Origin of the sequence: Novosphingopyxis baekryungensis DSM 16222 (assembly GCF_000420305.1) — a bacterium.
GTDB classification, from domain to species: domain Bacteria; phylum Pseudomonadota; class Alphaproteobacteria; order Sphingomonadales; family Sphingomonadaceae; genus Novosphingopyxis; species Novosphingopyxis baekryungensis.
In genome coordinates, this window is the sequence record NZ_ATUR01000002.1 from 659,977 (window position 1) to 675,280 (window position 15,304).

18 protein-coding genes and 1 tRNA gene are annotated in these 15,304 nt (G+C 63.9%); 9 read left to right on the forward strand and 10 right to left on the reverse strand.

Annotated features, from left to right (window positions below; genetic code table 11):
* Nucleotides 1-7 precede the first annotated feature (7 nt).
* Nucleotides 8-1,072 (reverse strand): GTPase ObgE, encoded by a 1,065-nt coding sequence (gene obgE, locus G410_RS0103230; RefSeq protein ID WP_022672226.1) that lies wholly within the window; start codon nt 1,070-1,072, stop codon nt 8-10.
* A 123-nt stretch (nt 1,073-1,195) separates the two neighbouring features.
* Between obgE and G410_RS0103235 the strand changes: the two genes are divergently transcribed.
* Nucleotides 1,196-1,271: transfer RNA gene (locus G410_RS0103235), tRNA-Ala, on the forward strand.
* Nucleotides 1,272-1,315: 44 nt separating this feature from the next.
* Here the strand turns inward: G410_RS0103235 and G410_RS0103240 are convergent.
* On the reverse strand, nt 1,316-1,933 hold the full coding sequence (locus tag G410_RS0103240) for a TetR/AcrR family transcriptional regulator (RefSeq protein ID WP_022672227.1): 618 nt from the start codon (nt 1,931-1,933) through the stop codon (nt 1,316-1,318).
* Between the two features lie 329 nt (nt 1,934-2,262).
* Between G410_RS0103240 and G410_RS15420 the strand changes: the two genes are divergently transcribed.
* Nucleotides 2,263-3,159, forward strand: a complete 897-nt coding sequence (locus G410_RS15420) for a metal-dependent hydrolase (protein ID WP_022672228.1) — start codon at nt 2,263-2,265, stop codon at nt 3,157-3,159.
* A 6-nt stretch (nt 3,160-3,165) separates the two neighbouring features.
* On the opposite strand, the gene G410_RS15425 is transcribed toward G410_RS15420, so the two are convergent.
* From G410_RS15425 to rplU, 3 genes are all read right to left on the reverse strand, one after another.
* A complete protein-coding gene (locus G410_RS15425) occupies nt 3,166-3,738 on the reverse strand; it encodes a GNAT family N-acetyltransferase (RefSeq protein ID WP_022672229.1) in 573 nt (190 codons plus the stop codon).
* Between the two features lie 223 nt (nt 3,739-3,961).
* Nucleotides 3,962-4,231 (reverse strand): 50S ribosomal protein L27, encoded by a 270-nt coding sequence (gene rpmA, locus G410_RS0103255; RefSeq protein ID WP_022672230.1) that lies wholly within the window; start codon nt 4,229-4,231, stop codon nt 3,962-3,964.
* Nucleotides 4,232-4,237: 6 nt separating this feature from the next.
* Complete coding sequence (gene rplU / locus G410_RS0103260) at nt 4,238-4,723, reverse strand: 50S ribosomal protein L21 (protein ID WP_022672231.1); 486 nt, start codon at nt 4,721-4,723, stop codon at nt 4,238-4,240.
* Between the two features lie 188 nt (nt 4,724-4,911).
* Here rplU and G410_RS15430 point away from each other — a divergent pair, with 188 nt between their 5' ends.
* The gene (locus G410_RS15430; protein WP_022672232.1) at nt 4,912-5,445 is read left to right on the forward strand and encodes a hypothetical protein; all 534 of its coding nucleotides are present in this window, start codon (nt 4,912-4,914) and stop codon (nt 5,443-5,445) included.
* On the opposite strand, the gene G410_RS0103270 is transcribed toward G410_RS15430, so the two are convergent.
* Both G410_RS0103270 and G410_RS0103275 read right to left on the reverse strand, forming a co-directional pair.
* Nucleotides 5,425-5,982 carry a (2Fe-2S)-binding protein gene (locus G410_RS0103270; protein ID WP_022672233.1) on the reverse strand — a complete coding sequence of 186 codons (558 nt, stop codon included), beginning with the start codon at nt 5,980-5,982 and terminating at the stop codon, nt 5,425-5,427. The two genes, G410_RS15430 and G410_RS0103270, sit on opposite strands and share 21 nt — an antisense overlap.
* A gap of 30 nt (nt 5,983-6,012) precedes the next feature.
* A complete protein-coding gene (locus G410_RS0103275) occupies nt 6,013-6,783 on the reverse strand; it encodes a class II aldolase/adducin family protein (protein WP_022672234.1) in 771 nt (256 codons plus the stop codon).
* A 370-nt stretch (nt 6,784-7,153) separates the two neighbouring features.
* Here G410_RS0103275 and rpsU point away from each other — a divergent pair, with 370 nt between their 5' ends.
* Together rpsU and G410_RS0103285 are read left to right on the forward strand one after the other, a co-directional pair.
* Nucleotides 7,154-7,354 carry a 30S ribosomal protein S21 gene (gene rpsU / locus G410_RS0103280; protein ID WP_022672235.1) on the forward strand — a complete coding sequence of 67 codons (201 nt, stop codon included), beginning with the start codon at nt 7,154-7,156 and terminating at the stop codon, nt 7,352-7,354.
* A 112-nt stretch (nt 7,355-7,466) separates the two neighbouring features.
* Complete coding sequence (locus G410_RS0103285; RefSeq protein WP_022672236.1) at nt 7,467-8,033, forward strand: FKBP-type peptidyl-prolyl cis-trans isomerase; 567 nt, start codon at nt 7,467-7,469, stop codon at nt 8,031-8,033.
* A gap of 86 nt (nt 8,034-8,119) precedes the next feature.
* Here the strand turns inward: G410_RS0103285 and ilvC are convergent, their stop codons facing one another.
* Nucleotides 8,120-9,109 carry a ketol-acid reductoisomerase gene (ilvC, locus tag G410_RS0103290; protein ID WP_022672237.1) on the reverse strand — a complete coding sequence of 330 codons (990 nt, stop codon included), beginning with the start codon at nt 9,107-9,109 and terminating at the stop codon, nt 8,120-8,122.
* A gap of 32 nt (nt 9,110-9,141) precedes the next feature.
* Nucleotides 9,142-10,062 carry a tRNA (adenosine(37)-N6)-dimethylallyltransferase MiaA gene (gene miaA / locus G410_RS15435; protein ID WP_022672238.1) on the reverse strand — a complete coding sequence of 307 codons (921 nt, stop codon included), beginning with the start codon at nt 10,060-10,062 and terminating at the stop codon, nt 9,142-9,144.
* Here miaA and serB point away from each other — a divergent pair.
* Nucleotides 10,061-10,945, forward strand: coding sequence for a phosphoserine phosphatase SerB (gene serB, locus G410_RS0103300; RefSeq protein ID WP_022672239.1), 885 nt, complete (start codon nt 10,061-10,063; stop codon nt 10,943-10,945). The two genes, miaA and serB, sit on opposite strands and share 2 nt — an antisense overlap.
* A gap of 36 nt (nt 10,946-10,981) precedes the next feature.
* Here serB and G410_RS0103305 read toward each other — a convergent pair whose 3' ends face one another.
* Complete coding sequence (locus G410_RS0103305) at nt 10,982-12,187, reverse strand: SPOR domain-containing protein (protein WP_022672240.1); 1,206 nt, start codon at nt 12,185-12,187, stop codon at nt 10,982-10,984.
* A 217-nt stretch (nt 12,188-12,404) separates the two neighbouring features.
* Here G410_RS0103305 and G410_RS0103310 point away from each other — a divergent pair, with 217 nt between their 5' ends.
* From G410_RS0103310 to G410_RS15450, 3 genes are read left to right on the forward strand one after another with little or no spacing between them, the layout of a single operon-like run.
* Nucleotides 12,405-13,124: a ParA family protein gene (locus G410_RS0103310; RefSeq protein ID WP_022672241.1), complete on the forward strand. Its 720-nt coding sequence runs from the start codon at nt 12,405-12,407 to the stop codon at nt 13,122-13,124.
* A gap of 10 nt (nt 13,125-13,134) precedes the next feature.
* Entirely contained in the window at nt 13,135-13,929 is a 795-nt protein-coding gene (locus G410_RS17260) for a hypothetical protein (RefSeq protein WP_022672242.1), read from the forward strand.
* A 35-nt stretch (nt 13,930-13,964) separates the two neighbouring features.
* Complete coding sequence (locus tag G410_RS15450) at nt 13,965-15,296, forward strand: SPOR domain-containing protein (RefSeq protein WP_022672243.1); 1,332 nt, start codon at nt 13,965-13,967, stop codon at nt 15,294-15,296.
* Nucleotides 15,297-15,304 lie beyond the last annotated feature (8 nt).

Below are 15,304 nucleotides of genomic sequence, written 5' to 3' on the forward strand. Positions count from 1 at the left end.
CATCATGTCAGCGCAGCGGGGACCAATCGATCACATCGCCTTCGCTGTCCAGCTCGTCCACGGCGCGCTTGCGCTCGATCGAGCTGCGGGCGGGCAGATGCTCCAGGACCTGATCGAGCAGGGCGCTCATGCCATCGCCGGTTGCCGCGGAAATGGTCAGCAGGGTGATGCCTTCGTCCCGCAATCCCCTGGCCACGTCTGCCATCAGTTCCTCGCCCAGCAGATCGCCCTTGTTCAGGGCCACCAGCTCGGGCTTTTCGGACAGGCCGGAGCCGTAATTGTCCAGCTCGGTGCGCACGGTGTGATAGGCCTCCAGCGGATTGTCGCCGGTGGCGTCGATCAGATGGATAAGCAGACGGCACCGTTCGATATGGCCCAGAAACCGGTCGCCGATACCCGCGCCTTCCGCCGCGCCTTCGATGAGGCCGGGAATATCGGCCAGCACGAATTCGCGCGACTTGTGCCGCACCACGCCGAGCTGCGGAATGATGGTGGTGAAGGGATAGGCCCCCACCTTGGCGTTGGTGCCGGTCACCTGATTGATGAACGTGGATTTGCCTGCATTGGGCAGGCCGACGAGGCCGACATCAGCGAGCAGTTTCAGCCGCAGCCAGACATCGCGTTCCTCGGCGGGCCAGCCCATGCCATGCTGACGCGGCGCGCGGTTGGTGCTGCTTTTATAGCTGGCATTGCCGCGCCCGCCATCGCCACCGCGCAGCAGCAGCACTTCCTGCCCCTCTTCGGTCAGATCGGCCAGCAGGGTGCGGTCTTCGTCATCGGCGAGCACCTGGGTGCCGATCGGCACGTCGATATACAGATCCTTGCCGCCTGCGCCCGTGCGGTCGCGCCCCATGCCGCCAAAGCCGCGCTGCGCCTTGAAATGCTGGTTGTAGCGGAAATCGATGAGCGTGTTGAGGCCGGGCACGGCGCGGAAGATGATATCGCCGCCCTTGCCGCCATTGCCGCCATCGGGGCCGCCATATTCGACATATTTTTCGCGGCGAAAGCTCACCGCACCGGGGCCGCCGGCGCCGGATTTCAGATGGATTTTGGCTTGATCGAGAAAATGCATGGGCCAGCCGTTAAAGCAGGTGAGGGGCGATAGCCAGTTTTCATCCGTTCGGCGCGTCCATATTGACCCCGAATTAGCCTTTGCAGCCCGCATTGGCGTCCGTTATATCCGCTTTTCTGGTGCGGGGCCGTAGCTCAGTTGGGAGAGCGCGTCGTTCGCAATGACGAGGTCAGCGGTTCGATCCCGCTCGGCTCCACCAGCTTTCACCCGTTCTTGTTCCCGCCCAATCGGCGTGCACAGCGATCATCCGGTCGGTTCATCCGAAGACGCGCGCCATTCTTCCACGCGATCGGAGAGGCGGATTGCCGCCATTTCGCGCGCGCGTTCGCGGGGCAAGCCCAAAGCGGTCGCAAGGGGGCCGCCCATCAGCGCGTCGCCCAGCGCCATGAGCACGAGGGTCAGCGTCGTTTCCTGCAGTTCGTCGCCGATCTGGGACGACAGATTGAGCTGATCGACCAGATCGTGAATCGATTCGACAATCGGATCGAGCGCGTCCTCATTGCCGGAGGACAGCATCCATGCGGCCAGGGCGCCGCCGCCCTCCCGGTCGAACGCATCGAACGTCAGGTCCACGATATCGCGGGCCGTTGCCTCGCCGGCGCGGGTCTTGAGCACGGTGACCGCAATCGTCTCGCAGATCGCGCGCGCATGAAAGGTGGCGAGTGCCCGCTGCAGACCGGAGGCAGACCCGAAATGGTGCAGCAGATTGGCATGCGTGCGGCCAATGCGCGCGGCCACAGCCTTCAGCGTGACCGCCTGCGGCCCGGCATCGAGCAGCAGTTCGCGGGCGGCCTCCAGCGCGGCCAGGCGGCTCTCCGCCGGGCTAAGCCGGCGCCTGGATGAGGATAGACTTATGGGCATTGATGTTCCGTATGTCCTTTGCCGCTCTTATGGCGGCAGTGATCGTCCATGTAACGGATTTTTGACGACGCTGCGTACCGGTGGGCCGATGCGACCAGGCCGGTAATGGGGGCGGCAGATTGTTTTGCCAATGGTCGCCCATGCGATGCAGGCGGCGCCCCGCGATAACCGGTGCGACCAAGCCTTGGCATTAGGCCATTGCCCATCCTAAACCGTTCAACATGCTCAATATTGGATATATTAAAGACATAAATTAACTATGCACCTTAGCCATTTTTGAGTGCCCTTGGTCCAAGTCTAGTACCATTATTTCTCGGGGGGACTTGGATATGAAAGATGGCACAGACAATCATCCGCCAATACATGCGCAGAGACTGCGCTATGATCTGAAAGCCAAGTCGACCAAATACTGGCTTGATGGAGATGCGATTACCACATCGTTCTTCAATTCCCTGTCGGTAGCGTTCCCGCTGGGAGAAGCCTTCTTTATCCACAGCATTCGCCCGTGGCAGACGCGGATAAAGGGCCAATTACGGACAGATATTGCCAAATTCATCCGTCAGGAGACGGATCATTGCAGGGAGCATGGCGCCTTTAATTGCGGTATAGAAGCCGGCGGCTATGACACCGTCCGCCTGAAGCAGCGGACGAAGCAGGTCTTGGCCCGCATGCAGAACGAAAGCGAATTGACCAAGCTCACCTATAGCATGTGTTGCGAGCATCTTACCGCGATTCTAAGCGCGGCGATTTTGCGCGACGAGCGCCTGTTCGCGCGCAGCGACGCTACGGTGGCCCGGCTTTGGTTGTGGCACAGCGTCGAGGAAGTCGAGCACAAGGCCGTCTGTTTCGACACATGGTTGTTTGCGACGCAGCATTGGTCGCCGGCGCGCCGCTGGTTGACCCGGTCGTTCGCTCTGGCAATGATAACCGCCGGGTTCGTGAAAAACCGTTTCCTGGGACAGCTGGATTTGCTGCGGCAGGACGGCTGGACGTTCCGCCAGGCGTTTCCAGCGCTCGTCAAGACGGCCTTTCGCAAGGGCAGCCTTGGCCGCTCGGTCGTCAAGGATTGGCTGGCCTTTTTGCGGCCAGGCTTCCATCCTTGGCAGATCGATGACCGGGCGCTCGTCGCGCATTGTCAGGCCATGCTCTCCCGGCCGCTCGAACCGGTTGGCGATGTCAGCGAGAAACCGGCGACGACGCCCAAGCGGGTTTTTAGCGCCGCCTGAGCGCCGTCAGGCCGCCGCCTTGTCCATCAAGCATCGCGCAGGCATATGGTCTTCATCGGCCATGTCCTGCTCATCGGCATGCCAGCGATAATGGCGGGCCGGTGCCCGCGACTGCCGGGCTTCGCTCCAGCGCTGTTCGATCCGGCCGGTCTCGCGGAAACCGATGTTCCGCAGCACAGCGCCCGAAGCAGGATTGTCGACGAAATGGGTGGCGGTAAGCTGATCATGTCCCAGCGCGCGGGCCATCGCGACAAGGGCCTTGCCGGCTTCGGACGCATAGCCGCGGTTCCAGCTGTCGCTGCGGATCCAGTAGCCCAACATGACACCATGGTCCTTGTCGTCCAGCGCGCAGGTGCCGAGCAGGCGGGGCCGCGCTGCCAAACGATCGAAAATCAGCAGATGTGGCAGCGGGTCATCGCCGGCGGTGGCGCAATAATCGGCGGCATCTTCCGGACGGTAGGGCCAAGGCAATTGCGCCAGATTGCGCACGATCCGCTCTTCATTGGCGGCATCGAAAACCTGCTGAGCATCTTCCGGCCATGGCGGCCGCAGCATCAGCCTTGGGGTAATGGCAAACATATCGTTTCTCCCGTAACCGCCTTGGCGAAACGCTCCTTAACCCCGTGTGATGACAGGACCATGAAGCCGCTCGAGCGGTTATTGCAAAGGGAGAGGGGGTAAGTCGGGCCATTTGCCCAACAAAAAAGGGAGCCGGGGCGGGCCCGTCTCCCTTTTTGAAAAGTGAAGCTCCGTCTTGGAGCTTCCGGGCCATCCCTTCGGGACAGCCTCTGAAACTGTCCGCTTATTCTGCCGCTTCGGCGGCCATGTCTACCGACACATATTTGCGGCCAAGCTTGCCGCCATGGAATCGGACTCGGCCCTCGACGAGCGAGAACAGCGTGTGGTCCTTGCCAAGGCCAACATTGGCGCCGGGATAAATCTTCGTGCCACGCTGACGCATGATGATGTTGCCGCCGATGACCTGCTCACCGCCGAACTTCTTTACACCAAGACGCTTACCGGCTGAGTCGCGACCGTTGCGCGAAGAGCCGCCTGCTTTTTTATGTGCCATGGCTGATTACCCTTCTTTTTCTTCGTTCTTGGCGTCGTTCTTCGACGGCGCCTGCTTGGTCACGCTCTCGGCCTTGCCTTTGCCTTCGGCGGTCACCTTCTTGGGGCTCGCCTTGTCAGCAGCAGCCTTTGCAGGCTTGGCATCCGACTGATCGTCGCTTTTCGCAGCGGCAGCCTTTTTGGGCGCAGCCTTTTCATCGCCGATCGACAGGATTTCCAGCAACGTCACATTCTGACGGTGGCCCTGCTTGCGGCGGTAATTATGCCGACGACGCTTCTTGAAAACGATGACCTTGTCGGTCTTGTCCTGCGCAATGATGCGCGCGCCAACGGTGAGCTTAGCAACGTCCTTCATGTCGGCGCCTTCGCCGGCCAGCAGAACATCATCCAGCGTCACGCTGTCGCCGGCTTCACCGGCCAGCTTTTCGACGGCTATTTTATCTCCGGCGGCGACGCGATATTGCTTGCCGCCCGTGCGCACGATCGCGAACATGGGCTATACTCGGTTATGGTCTAAAAATTGCGGCCAGCACGAAAAACGAAAAGGCACGAAGCCACCGGCCTCGCGCTGGAAGAGCGTCAGCTACGTGGAGGCAGCATGCTTGTCAACGCTTTTCCGGGTCACATCCGCAGATCCACCGCCACTTGCCGCCTTGCAGAGGCCGCCCTAGAGAATATGCCATGAAATCGCTGGCCTGTCTCGCTCTGCCGTTCCTGCTTGCCGGGTGCCTGCAGGGTTCCGATAATTTCCCCTCGCTCGCCCCGCGCGCCTATGAGGTCACGCAGGCCCGGGCGGCCGATCGGCCGCAGGGCGAAGCGCTGCCGCCGCCACCCACAGCGCAGCTTTCACCCTTGTCCTATGCGCAGCGACAGGCGGCGGACACGGCGCTGGCGACGCATGAACGGGCCGAGGCTGCATTTCGGGCCGCGCTGCCCGCAGTGCGCAGCAATGTCGGCGCGGCAAGTGGGGGTGCGCCCGGCACGGAAGGCTGGGTGGTGGCGCAGCAGGCGCTGTCCCGGCTCGATATCGAGCGGTCCGGCAGCGTCAGCGCCTTGGCCGACATCGACGCTGTGCTGGCTGCGCGGCTCGCGCAGGAACAGGATGGCGCTGCCGGCAATGGCGCCGCAGCCCTTGCCGAAACGCGGCAGGAGATTGCGGCGGCCGTGGCAGACCAGTCTGCCATCATCGCTGGATTAGCGGCGCGTCTGCGTTGATTCGGGGCGCTTGAGCGCGGGCACCGCTTCCGAGGCGTCTTCCGGGGTAATGCCCGGTGGCGGCACGGCGGACAGCTTTTCCTCCCGCCGGGCGACACGCCCCGCGCGCTGCACGGCATCCACCAGCCGCGGATAGACGCCGCAGCGGCACAGATTGGGCAGGGCGGCCTCCACCTCTTCGCGTGTGGGATTGCCGGTCTTGCCGAGCAACACGGCAGCGGCCATCACCATCCCCGGCGTGCAGAAGCCGCATTGCACCGCGCCGGTGGCGGCGAACGCCTGCTGCACCGGATGGCTGCGATCGCGCGAAAGACCCTCGATGGTGGTGACGAATCGCCCCTCGATCTCGGCGATGGTGACCAGACAACTGCGGATCGCCTCGCCATCGATATCGACCATACAGGCCCCGCAATCGCCGCTGCCGCAGCCATATTTGGTGCCGGTGAGGTTGGATGCCTCCCGCAGCGCCCAAAGCAGCGGCGTGTCCGGATCCATGCGATACTGGACCGGCCGGTCGTTGACGGTGAACTTGGTCATGCTTGCAGCGTCTGTACGCCTTCTTCCTGCCTAGTCGCGCCAGCTCTTGTCGATCTTGTCCACCTTGCGCACCATGGCGGCGAAGTCGGCAGCGCCTGGGCCGCCGGGAAGCTGCGTCTGGTGCAGATCGCGCTGATGGACCTTCACCACCTCCTCGCTGATGCCGATGGGCTTGCCCATGGACATGGTGGCCAGCTGGATCTCGCAGGCGCGCTGCAGCGCCCAATGGGTGATGAACACCTCCGGCAGCGTGCGGCCCAAGATCACGGGGCCGTGATTTTTCAGCATCATGATGCGCTTGTCGCCCAGATTTTCACGCAGGCGCACACCCTCTTCCTCGCGCACGGTCACGCCCTCGAAATCATGATAGGCGATCTGGCCGATGAAATTGCAGGCGTAGAAATTGACCGGCTGCAGCCCGCCTTCCAAGGCGCTGACCGCCATGGTGGCGGTGGTGTGGGTATGCGCAATGGCGTGGGCCCAGTCGAGCTCCCGGTGGAACATGGAATGCTGGACGAAACCGGCCTTGTTCACGGGATAGGGATTATCGTCCAGCTTGTTGCCGTCGATATCGATCTTGACCAGGTTGGACGCCTTGATCTCGCTGAACAGAAGGCCGAACGGATTGATGAGGAAGGCATTGGCCTCGCCCGGCACCTTGACGGTGATGTGGTTGTAGATCGATTCGGACCACCCCATCATGTCGAAGATACGGTAGCATGCGGCCAGTTGCTGACGGACTTCCCATTCCTCCTCACTCATGTTTGCGCTGTCAGGGCGGGTGTCTAGGGCAGTGGCCATCGGAACGTCCTCTCATGCGTTGTGCTTTGAAACCGGTTTAGCGGACTTATGGGATCTATGCCAGCGCCGCTGGGCGCGGGGACGATGACTATATATGTCGCTCGCCGGCACCGGGCCATGCGTCCCTGCGGTGAAATCATGGGCAAGAGCTGCTTTCTTTTGCCCGAATTTGCCCGCCCTGCTGGCGAAAGCGGGTGCAAAACTGTGGTGGTCCACTGGCAAAAGGGCTTGCCTTCTGCTATCAAGGCTGTAACAGCCCGCAGGATTTCGCCGCCCGTGAGGTGCGGCTTTTTTGTTTTTGGCATCTTTCAGGCCCATGCCGCGTTGGCGTCATGGCAAACCGATTTAGATACGGAGTGACGGACTTTTTATGCAGATCATCGTTCGCGATAACAATGTCGACCAGGCGCTGCGTGCGCTGAAGAAGAAGCTGCAGCGCGAGGGTGTGTATCGCGAAATGAAGCTTCGTCGCCATTATGAAAAGCCGTCGGAAAAGCGCGCCCGTGAAAAGGCTGCTGCCGTCCGCCGCGCGCGGAAGATGGAGCGCAAGCGCATGGAGCGTGACGGTTAAGCCGATCACGTCTTTTCGAATTTGACGAGGGCGCCTGTGGGCGCCCTTTTCATATCCGCTTTGCTGCCCTATTCGGCAGTATCGAAATTTCCTTTGTTATGAGGCCGTCTTCATGTCCGTAACCGCCGTACCATTGCACCCTGTGAAAAAGGGTACGCTCACCGTCTTCTGGATTGGCATCGCCGTCCTGGTCGCCGTCGCCGCGCTGTTAGTCTGGCTGGGCTCCGGCACGTCCTTTGCGCAGGGCGATGAACTGGCCGGTGGCACGCGGATCGAAACGATCGCGCAAGGCGAGGGCGTCAGCCCTGCGGCGGATGATTTCGTGCTGGTGAATTATACCGGCAAGCTGAAAGACGGCACCGTGTTCGATCAGGGCGAACGGGCGCCGCTGCAGGTTGATGGCGTGATCCCCGGTTTCTCGGCAGGGTTGCAGCAGATGAAGATGGGCGGCAAATATGTCCTGCATATCCCGGCAGACCAGGCCTATGGCGCCGAAGAGAAGAGCGATCCGCAAACTGGCGAGGTGGTGATCCCCGCCAATAGCGATCTTGTGTTCGACGTGGAACTGGTCGACTTCAAATCGAAGGCGGAAGTCATGCAGATGCAGCAGCAGATGATGATGCAGCAGATGATGCAAGAGGGCGGTCAGCCCGGCGCTGCGCCCCAGCCTGGCCAGTAAGCCAGCTTCTCCAGCACGTGATTTTTCCAGGTATTCCGCCGCTCCGGCTTTGGCTGGAGCGGTGGTCGAATTTATATCATGCGCGGTCAGCTTTTGTCGCGAATGGCCCGCATGCGCTGGCCCACCGCCTCGATCGGGTGCGCTGCGGCCCGTGCGCGTGATGCCGTGAGCGTGGGATAGCCCTTGCGCGCATCGGCCACCAGTTTCCGCACGAAGCTGCCGTCCTGCACTTCGCCCAAAATGCGCTTCATTTCGGCCCGGGCGGCCTCGGTCACGATGCGGCCTGATCCTTGTGCCGCGCCGAATTCTGCGGTGTTGCTGATCGCCTCGCGCATGCCGGCGATGCCGCGCTCATACACCAGATCGCCCAGCAGCTTCACTTCGGTCAGACATTCGAAATAGGCGATTTCCGGGGCGAAGCCAGCTTCCACCAGCGTATCGAATCCCGCCTCGATCAGTTCGGGAATCACGCCCCACAGAACGCCCTGTTCATTGAACAGATCGGCCTCGGTTTCCTGTTGAAAGCTGGATTCCAATATGCCCGCGCGGCCGCAACCGATGGCTCCGGCGTAGGCCAGCGCGGTGGCGCGCGCGGTGCCGCTGGCATCCTGCGCCACCGCAATAAGACCCAGAATACCGCGTCCGGTGGCATATTCCGCGCGCAGGGCCTTGCCCGGCCCCTTGGGCGCGACAAGAATGATGTCGAGATCGGGCGCCGGAGCGATCAGCTTGTAATGGATGGTGAGGCCGTGCGCGAAACCGATGGTCGCGCCCTTGCGCACGGCTGCGGCAAGGGTGCCGTTCCATAGATCCGCCTGCACCTCATCGGGCACCAGCAACATCACGATATCGCCGGCAGCAGCGGCGTCGGCCATTGGCTGCGGATCGAACCCGTCATCGCGGGCCAGCGCTTCACGGGAGGATCCGGGACGCAGCCCGATGTGCACGGTGATGCCGCTGTCGCGCAAATTCAGGGCCTGCGCGCGCCCCTGATTGCCATAACCGATGATGGCGACAGCTTTGCCGTGCATCGCGGCCAGATCGATGTCGGCGTCCGATAGGATGGGATTGGTCATGGCATGGGCTTTCGCAGGGAGGAGGGGGGCATTCAACTACGGCGTGTGAGCGCATCCAGCGCATCCGCTGGATCGCCTGTCCAGCGCGGCCAGTCCGCCGGGGGCTGATTGCGGAACCAGGTATATTGGCGCTTGGCATAGCGGCGCGTGGCGCGCTGCCCGGCGGCCACAGTCTCCGCCCGGTCCATCTCGCCGCGCAGCATGGCCGCAATGTCCGCCACGCCGATGGCGCGCATGACGGGCAGCGCCGGGTCGAGATCGCGCGCCAGCAGCGCGGCGACTTCTTCCACCGCGCCGCCGTCCATCATCCGTTCGAACCGTGTATCGCAACGGATATAAAGCCATTCGCGCTCGGGCAGGAGGATCAGCGGGCGCAGCGCCACCTTGTGACCGATGCCGCCATGCTTTTGCGCGCGCCATTCCAGCGCGCCGCGCCCGGTGGCGCGGATAATCTCCAGGGCGCGCTGGACTCTCGTGGTGTCGGCGGCGTTCAACGTCCGCGCCATGCCCGGGTCTTCGTTCTGCAACGCGGCAAAAGCCTCCGCGACGGGCATGGCGCGCACCGCAGCGCGTACCACGGGGTCGATCGACGGGATCGGCGCTATCCCGTCCAAAAGCGTACGCAGATACAGGCCGGTCCCGCCCACCAGAATAGGCAGCCGGTCGGTTGCCCAGGCCGCCTCGATTTCGGCCACCGCGTCTGCCGCCCAGCGCGCGGCAGAGCAGTTTTCGGCGCCATCCAGATAACCGAACAGCCGGTGCAGGATATCGCCGCGCTCATCATCCGTCGGCTGGGCGCTGAGCACGGGCAGATCGCGATAGACCTGCGCACTGTCGGCGTTGATGATGATCGATGGCGCGCGCCGTGCCTGGGCAATCGACAGCGCCGTCTTGCCGCTGGCCGTCGGACCTGCGATCAGCGCCAGCGGCCTTTTGTCATCAGGAGAATCCATGTCCATCGCCACGCTGATAGCAGCCGAAACGCTTTTGCGGGATGATATCGATGCCGCTGCCGACCGCTTGCGCGATGCCGGCCTGTCGGTCACCGATTGGGCCTGGATCGATGAGGGGCGCGCGGCGGACATTACCGCCGATGCTTCCGTATCGGCCATCCGCATGGCCCTCGCGCCGCTGGAGGAACATGTCGATATCGTGGTGCAGCCGGGTACGGATCGCCGCAAGATGCTCCTCGTGTCCGATATGGACAGCACCATGATCACCGTGGAATGCATTGACGAGCTGGCCGATTATGCCGGGCTGAAGGCCGAAATCAGCGCCGTGACCGAGCGTGCGATGCGCGGCGAGCTGGACTTTGTCGAAGCGCTGCGGGGGCGGGTGAAGCTGCTGGAGGGTCTGGAGGCTTCGGCCATCGCGCGCTGCCGCGAAGAGCGCGTGCGCATGATGCCGGGCGCGCAGCAGCTGGTGCGCACGATGAAGGGCTGGGGGGCGCACTGCCTGCTCGTCTCCGGCGGCTTCCACCATTTTGCCGACCCGGTGGCCGGCGAGATCGGTTTCGACCGCGCGGTCGCAAACCAGCTTGAGGTAATAGCGGACCGTTTGAGCGGTGCGGTGACCGGTCCGATCGTCGATTCGGCGCTGAAGGCGACGCTGCTGCACCGGAGTGCGGCGGATCACGCCTTGCCCGCCGCGCAGACGCTGGCGGTGGGCGATGGTGCCAATGACATCATGATGATCGAGGCCGCCGGACTGGGCATTGCCTATCATGCCAAGCCGAAAACAGCGGCTGCCGCCGACGCGGCGATCCGTCACGGAGATCTCAGCGCGCTGCTTTACGCGCAAGGCGTGCCGCGGGCGCAGTGGTGGTCTGCGGAATGAGCGCGCTCTGCGGTTTCGGCCGGTTCGGACCGATGCTTATTTTTTAAGGCTGAAACAGCCGTTGCCGGCGCGTTTCACGGCGGCGCAGGCGCGATCAGCGGCGGCTTTGCTGGCAAAGGGGCCGATCTGAAGGCGCGTCACCCGCCCGGCATCGACCAGATAGGGCTGTGCCTGCGCCACGGCCGGAATGGTCTTGCCCAGATTGTCATATTGCGCCTTGGCCCGCGCCTCGGTGCTGAACGCACCGATCTGTGCGCGCCATGGACCGGTGGCGGCAGGGCGCGCCGCTGCGGGCGCTGCCGCCTGAACGGCAACGGCTGCCGCAGGGGCGGAGGGACGCAGCGGGGCGGACGGCGTATAACCGGGAATATCGATGCCCTCGCTTATCTGCTGGATGCTTGCGCTGTCGCTGGACGCTGCCGGCATGGTGGACGGCTGGGCCGCGGCCATCGCGGGCGAAGCATTTGCCACCGGGGCCTCGGTGGGCCGATTCTGCGGGAAGCTGTCTGCCGATGCCATGGCGCCCACGGTTCCGCCCGTGCCGGGGGTGAACGTGGTGCCGGCGGTCTGTGACGGCGGAAGATCGACGGGGCGGGCCACCGGCTGTGGCTGGGCCGTGGCGGCAGGGAAGGCGGTGTCGTTGCTCGCCATCGCGCTGTCGGCTTCCATCGCATTGGCCATGGCCAGCGCTTCGCGTTTCTGCGGCTCGGATATATAATTGTCCATTTGGGCCAGGCTGCGCTGCGCCGCAGGAATGCCGGCGGCGGACGCGCGGCTCATCAGCGCATAACCGCGCACCCAGTCCTTCTCGACCAGCTTGCCGTTGAAATAGGCCGTGCCCAGAACATATTGCGCGCGCGGTTCCCCCCGCTGCGCCGCCTGTTCGACATAAGGCAGGGCCGCAGCGCGCTGCCCGGTCTGGAACAGGGTCAGTCCATATTCGTCTGCGGCCTTGCGATGAATGATGCCGCCTTCGCGCGGGGTGGATGCCTTGCGGAACCAGTCCAGCGCGATATCCAGATTGGCCGGAACACCGCGTCCAAGGCGATAGGCTTGACCAAGGTTGAACTGCGCATCGGCATCGCCAGCAAGCGCCGGTTCCCGCCATTCGCCAACCGCCGTTTCATAATCCCCCGCGGCCCACGCATCCACGCCCGCCTTTACATCGGCCTGGGCCGGCGCGGCGATCGCCAGCGGTGCGGCAACGACCATGGCGGCAAGAGCGAGAAAACGATGCGACATAAAAGCTACTCCATTGGACGATGGCGCCATGGCACGGGACCGCTCAATAATTGGTAAATATTGCCAGAGCTTAGCTTAACCAAGAATTTGGGAAATAGCCATATCGCCAGCTTGAACGCGGCCTGCAGCAGCTTGGAGCGGCGCGGCCGTACGTTAACCGGATTTTAGCTGTGTTCTGCCATTTCTTTTGCCGGAATATTGGCGAAGGGGAATATCGTTGCGGGTTCTGGCACTGGCATCTCAGAAAGGCGGATCGGGCAAGACCACCCTGTCCGGCCATCTGGCGGTTCAGGCCCAGCTGGCCGGAGCCGGCCCGGTGGTGCTGATCGATATCGATCCACAAGGTTCTCTGGCCGACTGGTGGAATGAGCGGGAATCCGACTTTCCCGCCTTTGCGCAGACGACAGTGGCGCGGCTGGCCAATGATCTTGCCATTCTTCGCGAACAAGGCTTCAAGCTGGCGGTGATCGATACGCCGCCGGCCATTACCATGGCGATCCAGAGCGTGATCTCCGTGGCCGAACTCATTCTTGTCCCGACACGTCCAAGCCCGCATGATCTGCGCGCAGTCGGCGCCACTGTGGATCTGTGCGAGCGCGCAGGAAAGCCGCTCATCTTTGTGGTCAATGGCGCCACGCCCAAGGCGAAGATCACATCGGAAGCCGCCGTGGCGCTGTCGCAGCATGGCACGGTGGCCCCCATCACCCTGCATCATCGCACGGATTTTGCCGCCTCGATGATTGATGGCCGAACGGTCATGGAAGTGGACCCCGCCGGACGCAGCGCCGCCGAAGTTGGCCAGATGTGGGACTATATCTCCGATCGCCTCGAAAAGAATTTCCGTCGTACCGTCTTCGCTGCGCCAAGCGCGCTGAAACAGCACATGCCCGCCGCACGGCCCATGGGCGGTTTCGGCCGCCGCATAGTCGGCAGCTGAGGGGGCAGGCATGAGCGATCTGAAACCTATTGCCTCGCTGTCGTCGAGTTTGCTGGCCCGCAAGGGCGCAGCCCGCCCCGCGATGCGCCGTCCAGCGCCCAGCCACCGGCCATCGGGTCTGGAGCAAGACGACCTGGGCTGGAATGACATGGGCTATGATGTCGATCCCGATCCGGATGCACAGGACGAACGCGGGGCGTTTCGCCAGAACCCCCTGATGGGGGCCATTCCCCACAGCGATCCGGAACAGAGCGCAAGGATTCGGGAGGTGAAGGAGCGTCTCAACATCGCATCTCTGCCGACGGACGACGCGCTTGAGCGGGCGGCGTCCGACGCTGAGGCCCCGATGGATGTGCCGCAAAGCACCGACAATATGGCGCAAGCCGAAGCTGCGAACGATCGTGACGTGATAGCGCCGCAGACCGAAGCGCTGAACGGAGCTGACGTTCTGGCGGACGACAGCGCGCTCGCCGAGGAGACACTGGCCGAAGAGACCATGGCCGAGCCGACGTTGGCCGACACGCCAGCGCAGCCACTTCTGGCCAGCAAGCCAAGGACCAAACCGAAGCCCTCGGTGCCACAGGCAACGCAAGGCAAGCCACGCGTAGCGGCGCAGAACAAGGCCGCCTTCACCTTGCGCCTCGACCCGGACCGTCATCTCAAGCTGCGCCTGGCCTGCGCCGTGCGCAACGTCAGCGCGCAGAAGCTGGTGACGGCAGCGCTGGACGAGATGCTGGCAGGCATGCCCGAACTGAACGAACTCACCCGCCATGTGCCCGCGCGCAGCGCAGAGCCGTCATCGTGAAAGCGGCGACCGTGAAACCGAGACAGGATCTCCCCATGACAAGCAGTATCTTCATCCGATTGGCCACGACCGGCGCGCTGTTCGCGCTGACGACCGTGGGCTGCTCGACCGTATCGCCGGGACAGCTCAACGCCGCGTCGGACGCGCCGCGCCCCGCCAAATCGGCGGTCAAGGCGCAGGCGAAGGCGCTGAAGGCGCTCGATAACGGCCAGCATGACGAGGCGATCGGCTATGCCGAAGCGGCGGTGCTGACCGATCCCGGCAACCCGCAACTGCGCGCGCTGCTTGGTCAGGCCTACCTGTCGGCCGGCCGCTTCTCCTCCGCCAGTGCCAGCTTCGATGAAGCGATGCTGCTGGGCAACCGCAACGCGCGGGCCGTGATCGGCCTGGCGCTGGCTGACATCGCGCAGGGGCAGGTGGGGGCCGCGCGGCAGCTGCTCGACGCCAACCAGACCGATTTGCCGGTGGCCGATTACGGGCTGGCGATGGCCCTGGCCGGCGATACCAAGCGCGCCGTGGATGTGCTGACCAACGCGATCCGGTCCGACATGGCGGCGGTGAAGACGCGCCAGAACCTCGCCTTGGCCTATGCCCTCGACGGGCGCTGGCGCGAGGCGCGCATCATGGCGGCGCAGGACCTCGCGCCCGAGGAGGTGGACACTCGCATCGCCAGCTGGGCGCAGATGGCGCGCCCCGGTGCCTATGAGACGCGGGTGGCCAGCCTGCTTGGCGTGGTGCCGGTGTCCGACGTCGGCCGGCCGATGGGCATCGCGCTGGACGACAGCCAGCCGCAGGTGGAGATGGTGGCGTCCGTCGCCATTCCCCATCGCGACGGGCCGCTCCCGGCGGTCGGTCCCGCGCCGCAGGCCGGTGGCAAGGCGGTGTTCGCCGCTGCCGCCGAACCCGATGTGGCCGTGGCGCCCGAACCGCTTGCCCCGGCAGCTGTGCCAGCCGCGCCGATCATCAAGGCCCCGGCCTCTTCCGCCAAGGCGACCCCGCTCAAGATGGCGTCCGCCAGCAGCGCCCCATCCGCGCCCAAGCGCAGCGCAGGCGCCGCGCAGGGCACGCATGTCGTGCAGCTTGGCGCATTCTCCTCCCCCGAGAACGCGGCACGGGGGTGGTCGGTGTACCAGAAGCGCCATGCCGCGCTGAAGAATTACAGCAGCGCCAGCGCCCGGATCACGGTCAAGGGCCGCACGCTCTATCGGCTGGCGGCGATGGGCTTTGATGATGCGGGCAGTGCCAGCGCGCTATGTTCCAGCCTGAAATCCGAAGGCGGGACGTGTATCGTGCGCAACATGCGCGCCGGTGGCCAGGTACAATATGCCGCTGGCACGATGACGGGCCGGGTGCTCGCCTCGCGCTGAAGGTCGCC